Origin of the sequence: Bradyrhizobium altum, assembly GCF_020889705.1 — a bacterium.
GTDB lineage: Bacteria > Pseudomonadota > Alphaproteobacteria > Rhizobiales > Xanthobacteraceae > Bradyrhizobium > Bradyrhizobium altum.
In genome coordinates this window covers 1-6,133 of sequence record NZ_JACMYP010000385.1, presented here as the reverse complement: position 1 = coordinate 6,133, position 6,133 = coordinate 1, and the positions used below count along the sequence as shown (strand labels likewise).

Below are 6,133 nucleotides of genomic sequence, written 5' to 3'. Positions count from 1 at the left end.
CTTTATGGGCGTGAACCATCGAGTGCAATCGCGAAAGGGCTCCCCTCGACGGGCTGGTCTCCTCACTAATCGCCTCGAAATCGCCGACATAGATGATCAAAGGAGAAACGTCGCTATGTTTGTCGATGGCGGTTTCCGCGCGAGCCTATGAAATTGCCAATGCACTCATCGTCATAGCGATCGAGCAAAGAAGGATGATGGTTCTCACTTTCGGTCTCCAGTAGTGAGGCGATGGATTCGAATAACCGCTTTCGGTCTGCAGTCGACCTCGAGTTGAGGAGCCAGCGCGTTGGTGCGACTCGTTGTTATGATCAGAATCGATCCGAGATGGTCACTTACGTTACAATTGGGCATGAGAACGCTAAATGCGGGGCGTCACAAGTACGTGTTGGGGCTCGTGCGCCAGGGGCTGTGGGCCAAAGCGTGCGTTTTGGCGGCGGCCCCGTCTGATAACGCCTGCGGCTGCAACGCCGTGCGCAATATTGGTCGTCGGACAACGCGTTAACACGCGTCGCAGAACTAGCCCCGAAATCTGGCGCGCGACCGCCACACTTCCCGCTATGCCCTGAGGTTCGGTGCCGACATTTGATGCTGCCTCCCACTCAGCGAGTCGCCGCGCGACTTTCGGATATAGCAGAGGTAACCGCCGGTCTTGACGCGCGCGGGAGTCCTTGATTCGGCTTACAGGGCGGCCAAGCCGAGTTGGCCGATCCGCACGCTAGGGCGTCACGCTCGGCGCCTGCGGCATCCTCTGCGGCTCCGGCGCCTTAGCTTTCCGTGCTTTTCGCCAATTCTCGAAACGCTGCACCACGACGAAGAAGGCCGGCACGAACAGCACCGCAAGGCAGGTCGACGCGAGCATGCCTGAGAACACCGTGATGCCGATCGACTTGCGCGCATTGGCGCCAGCGCCGGTCGCGAGCACCAGTGGCACCACGCCGAGAATGAAGGCAAAGGAGGTCATCAGGATCGGGCGGAAGCGGGCGCGCGCCGCCCCTATCGCGGATTCAACGATGGACTTACCCTCGTCGTGCAATTCGATCGCGACCTCGACGATCAGGATCGCGTTCTTCGCCGACAGCGCGATCAGGAGGATCAGGCCGATCTGGACATAGAGGTTGTTGTCGATCTTCAATCCTTTCAGCACCGCCATCGGCCCGAGCACCGACAGCGGCACCGCCAATATCACCGAGATCGGTGCGTACCAGCTCTCATATTGTCCGGCGAGCACGAGATAGACCAGCAGCATCGCGAGGCCAAATACGTAGTAGATCTGGCTCGTGACGGCCTTCTCCTGATATGACATCGCTGTCCACTCATAGCCGCTGCCCGGCGGCAACGTCTTGTCCGCGATCTGCTCCATCAGATTCAGTGACTGACCGGAGCTGTAGCCCTGCGCCGGCAGACCGACGATGGTCGAGGATGGATAGAGGTTATAGAGGCTGATCAGGGACGGACCGACCGAAGGCGTGATCTTGGCGACCGTGCCGATCGGGATCATGTCACCGTTCTGATTGCGCACCGTCATATTATGGATGTCGCGCAGCGTCAGGCGCGAACCTGCCTCGGCCTGGGTATAGACCTGGAACACGCGGCCGAACTTGTTGAACTGGTTGACGTAGGACGAGCCCAGATAGGATGCGAGCGCCGAAAACACCTGATCGGTGGTGACGTGCAGGGTCTGGGTCTTGATGCGGTCAATTTCGACGTCGAATTGCGGCACCGTGGCGCGGAACGGCGATTGCACGCGTTGCAGCGCGCTCTGGCTTTGCGCATTCCTGACCATTTCGCTGGTGATCGTCTGCAGCTTGGCATAGTCCGTGTTGCCGTCGCGCAATTCGACCTGCATCGCAAAGCCGGCCGCGTTGCCGATGCCCTGGATCGGCGGCGGCGGCAGCACCAGCGTTCGCGCCTCCATGATGGTGGAGACCTTGTCGTTCAGCCCGTACACCAGCGAGCGCAAATCCTCGCCTGGGCCACGCGAGTCCCAGTCCTTCAGGATGATGTAGGCGACACCGGCATTAGCCAGGTCCGCGCTGTTGTCGAGCGCGGAGATGCCGGCGATGGTGATGACCTGTGCGACGCCGGGCGCCTTGCCGACAATCTCGCTGACCTTGTCGAGCACCTTCTGCGTCCGGTCGAGCGCGGCGCCATCGGGCAATTGCACCGCGGCGATCAGGTAACCCTGGTCCTCGATCGGCAGGAAGCCGGTCGGCACCCTTGAGAGGCCATAGCCGCCGATCCCGATCAAGCTCAGCGCGACGACAACGGACACGTTGGCGTGCCGGGCCAGCGAGCCGATCAGCCGGGCATAGCTGTGCTCGAGTCGGTTATAGACGTTGTTGAAGCCGCGGTAGAAGAAGTTACGCTGCTCGAGCGGTCCCGGGCGGCGCAGCCACAGCGCACATTGTGTCGGCTTCAAGGTCGCTGCGTTGATGGCCGAAAGCAGCGAAGTCGCGGCGATCACGAGCGCAAATTGCGCGTAAATGCGGCCCGTCAGCCCCGGCAGGAATGACGCGGGCAGAAAGACGGAGATCAGGACCAGCGTGATGCCAACGATCGGCGCGAACAACGCGTCCATCACCTTGATCGCGGCGTCATGCCCGGACATGCCCTGCTCGATATTATGCGCCGCGCCCTCGACCACGACGATGGCGTCGTCGACTACGATGCCGATCGCAAGCACGATCGCAAACAGGGTCGACAGATTGATGGTGAAGCCGAGCGCGGCCATCGCCGCGAAGGCGCCGATAATGGTGACGGGCACGGTGGTCGCCGGCACCAGCATCGCGCGCCAGTCCTGCAGGAACACCAGGATGACCACCAGCACCAGCAGACCGGCTTCGAGCAGGGTATTGTAGACCTCGTTGATGGAGGCGGTGACAAATTTTGTGGTATTGAACGGCGTGTCGTATTTGATGCCCTTGGGAAACGCCTTCGCGAGTTCTGCCATCTTCCTCTCGACCGCCTGCTCGACCTGCAGCGCGTTGGCGCCGGGCGACTGGAACACGCCGATGCCGGTGGCCGATTGCTTGTTCAGCGAGAAGATCTGGCTGTAGGTCTGCGCGCCCAGCTCGACCGAGCCGACGTCGCGCACCCGCGTCACATCGCCATTATTGCCGGTCTTGACGATGATGTCCTCGAACTGGCCCGCATCATCGAGACGGCCATTGACATTCAGCGTGATCTGGAAGGCCTGGCCCGGCGGCGTCGGCGGCATGCCGACCTGACCCGCCGTGACCTGCTGGCTCTGCTGCTGGATCGCCTGAACGACGTCCTGCGGCATCAATCCGCGCGCCTGCAGCTTGTTCGAATCGAGCCAGACGCGCATGGAATATTGCCCGGCGCCGAACACCGTGACGTTGCCGACGCCCGGCAACCGCGACAGCTCGTCCTTCAGATTGAGCGTGGCGTAGTTGCTGAGATAGAGGCTGTCATATTTCGCGTCCGGCGAGGTCAGCGTCACGAACAGCAGGATCGAGGTCGACTTCTTCTGAACGGTGACGCCCTGGTTCTGCACGGCCTGCGGCAGTTGCGACAGCGCGCTCGACACCCGGTTCTGCACCAGCACCTGCGCAAAGTTGAGATCGGTGCCAATCTTGAAGGTCACGGTCAGCGTATAGGTGCCGTCGGCGCCGCTGTAGGACTGCATGTAGAGCATGTCCTCGACGCCGTTGACCTGCTGTTCGATCGGCAGCGCCACAGTGTCGATCACGGTTTTTTGCGGACGCGCCGGGATAGCGCGTCGTCACCTGCACCGTGGGCGGCACCACATCCGGGTATTGCGCGACCGCGAGATTGAGCAGCGCCACGCCGCCGATCAGGATCATCAGGATCGCGATCACGTTGGAGAGGACCGGCCGCTCGATGAAGAATTTCGAAATCATGGCGCGTCCTACTTGGCTGAGGCGTTGGAGGCCTCGATCTTCAGCAGTTGCGGATCGACCTTCTGGCCGGGAATGGCCCCCAGCAGGCCTGCGATCACCACGCGATCGTCCGGCTTCAGGCCGCTCTCGATGACCCGCAGATCACCCTCCAGCGGCCCGGTCTGCACCTTGCGCTGCTCGACGACGTTCTCGCCATTCACCACCAGCACGTAGCGTCCGGCCTGGTCGCTGCCGAGCGCGACGTCGGGCACCAATAGCGCGTTCCTCTGCTCATCGAAGGGCACGCGCACCCGAACATAAAAGCCCGGCAGCATGGCGCGGTCAGGGTTGGAGAACACGCCGCGTACCGCCAGCGTGCCGGTCGACTCGCTCAGCGTCGGCGAGATGTAATCGAGCTTGCCCTTGTGCGGATAGCCAGTCTCCGTCTGCAGCCCGACCTCGACCGGCACCTGCCTGATCTCCTCCGCTGTCACGCCGCGCCGCCGCAGCTCATCGCGGATTCGCAGGACGTCCTGTTCGCTGACGTTGAAATTCGCATAGATTGGATCGAGCGCCACGATGGTGGCCAACTGGGTCGGGGACCCCACACCGACGAGCTCGCCGACCGAGGCGAGGTGCGCGCTGACAATTCCGTCGAATGGCGCGACGACATTGGTGTAGCCGTAATTGATTTCGGCGAGCTTAGTGTTGAGGTCGGCCTGCCGCCGACTGGCCTGGGCATTGTCGCGCGTGGCCGTCGACGCGTCGAGCGTCGACTGCGAGACCGCCTGTCGCTGCACCAGCTCCGTCTGCCGCTTGAAATCGGCTTCGGCCTGTTTCAGCGTCGCCTGCCCGCCGCCTTCCGCGGCTTGCGCCTGCTCGAGCTGGAGCTTGTAGGTCTCCGGCTCGATCGTGAACAAAGTGGTGCCTTCCTTCACGAAGGTGCCGTCCTGGTAGTTGGTCGACTGCAGGAAGCCCTGCACGCGCGCGACCAGATCGACGCTCTTGATCGGTGCCAGACTTCCTGTTGTCTCCAGATAGCGCGTAATGGTCTTCTGAACCGGGCGCGCGACCTCGACGCCCGGCGGTGGCGGCGGGACGAACGCATTCTGCTCACATCCTGTGAGTAGAGCACCTGCGGTCAAAGTGAGGAGACTACGCCGACTCAAAGACGATCCTTCCACTCCAGCCAACGTTCTGCTTTCTGGATTGCGCGACGAAATGTTGACCTTCATTCGCAATACTCCACCGGGTAATAACCTGCGGTCCGCTGTGGGATCTGGAGGGTCGACGTCAACGATCGAGGGCTTTCACTTCCAAACGCGCCGCCTGGTCCTATCGACTTCAGCACTCGTTCGGACTTCTGCCCGCGATGCGGTGCTCGAGTAACCGGATCGCGACATGCGTGCGAGTCGATATTGCATCGGCTGTCAACTCTCTCGCACACTTCACTAACAATTGGGCGCAAGACAGGGTCCGGATCGAGGCTCATGCTGGTACCGCGCAAGATTATTCGGGAGGAGCCGATGCTTGTCTGCTGGAGCTTTCATTCCAGCAGACAAGCGGGGATGCTGCCGAGCCTGACGAGCTATCCATAATAAGGATCGCCGGTCGGTGACATACGTCGAGCTAATCAATAGGCTCGCAATGCGTATACGACCGGCGGCGCATATAGGGCTGGTGGAGGCGCATAAACAGTGGCGGGTGGGACGTAAGCTGGCCAGGACGCTGCCGCACCCACAGCAGCACCCGCTGCGGCACCTGCAGCACCTGCGGCAATGGCGCCTCCGTAGCAGCAGCCGTGGTAGTATCCACCACCCCAATAGCCGCCGCCCCGATAGGCTCCGTAGTGAAGGCCGCCAAATCGCCCGACTGCAGCACCGTGAAAACCGCCAAATCCCCCGAACAGCGCAGCTTGCGCCGGCACAGTGAGCGATGTTGCGGCCACGGCGGCAACCGTTGCGGCCAAGATAAGATTGCGTACCATCTGACAACTCCATTGTTACCGCCACGGTCAGCGCCGTGTAGCGGTGTTGCGTCTATAACCAGAGCGCTACGAGGTGCTGTGCTCCGGCTTCCGCGGAGCAAATAACCTAGAGCGTTGGTTATGACTCGTAGTTAGCGTCAGGAACGATCGGAGATGGTCACTTGCGTTACAATTGGAGCATGAGGATACGGTAACGAGCACGTGTTGCACTACTGGGGCCACGGGACTGCTGTGGACCAAAGCGTGCGTTTCGGCAGCATCCCCCTGGTAACGGCAGCAA

1 protein-coding gene and 1 pseudogene are annotated in these 6,133 nt (G+C 61.7%); both read right to left on the bottom strand.

The genetic code is table 11. The annotated features are described in order from the left end of the window. Positions 1-718 precede the first annotated feature (718 nt). Positions 719-3,887 (bottom strand): annotated as a pseudogene (locus H8B02_RS44310) (efflux RND transporter permease subunit). A gap of 8 nt (positions 3,888-3,895) precedes the next feature. Further along, positions 3,896-5,035 (bottom strand): efflux RND transporter periplasmic adaptor subunit, encoded by a 1,140-nt coding sequence (locus H8B02_RS44305; RefSeq protein ID WP_229172063.1) that lies wholly within the window; start codon positions 5,033-5,035, stop codon positions 3,896-3,898. Between the last annotated feature and the right edge of the window lie 1,098 nt (positions 5,036-6,133).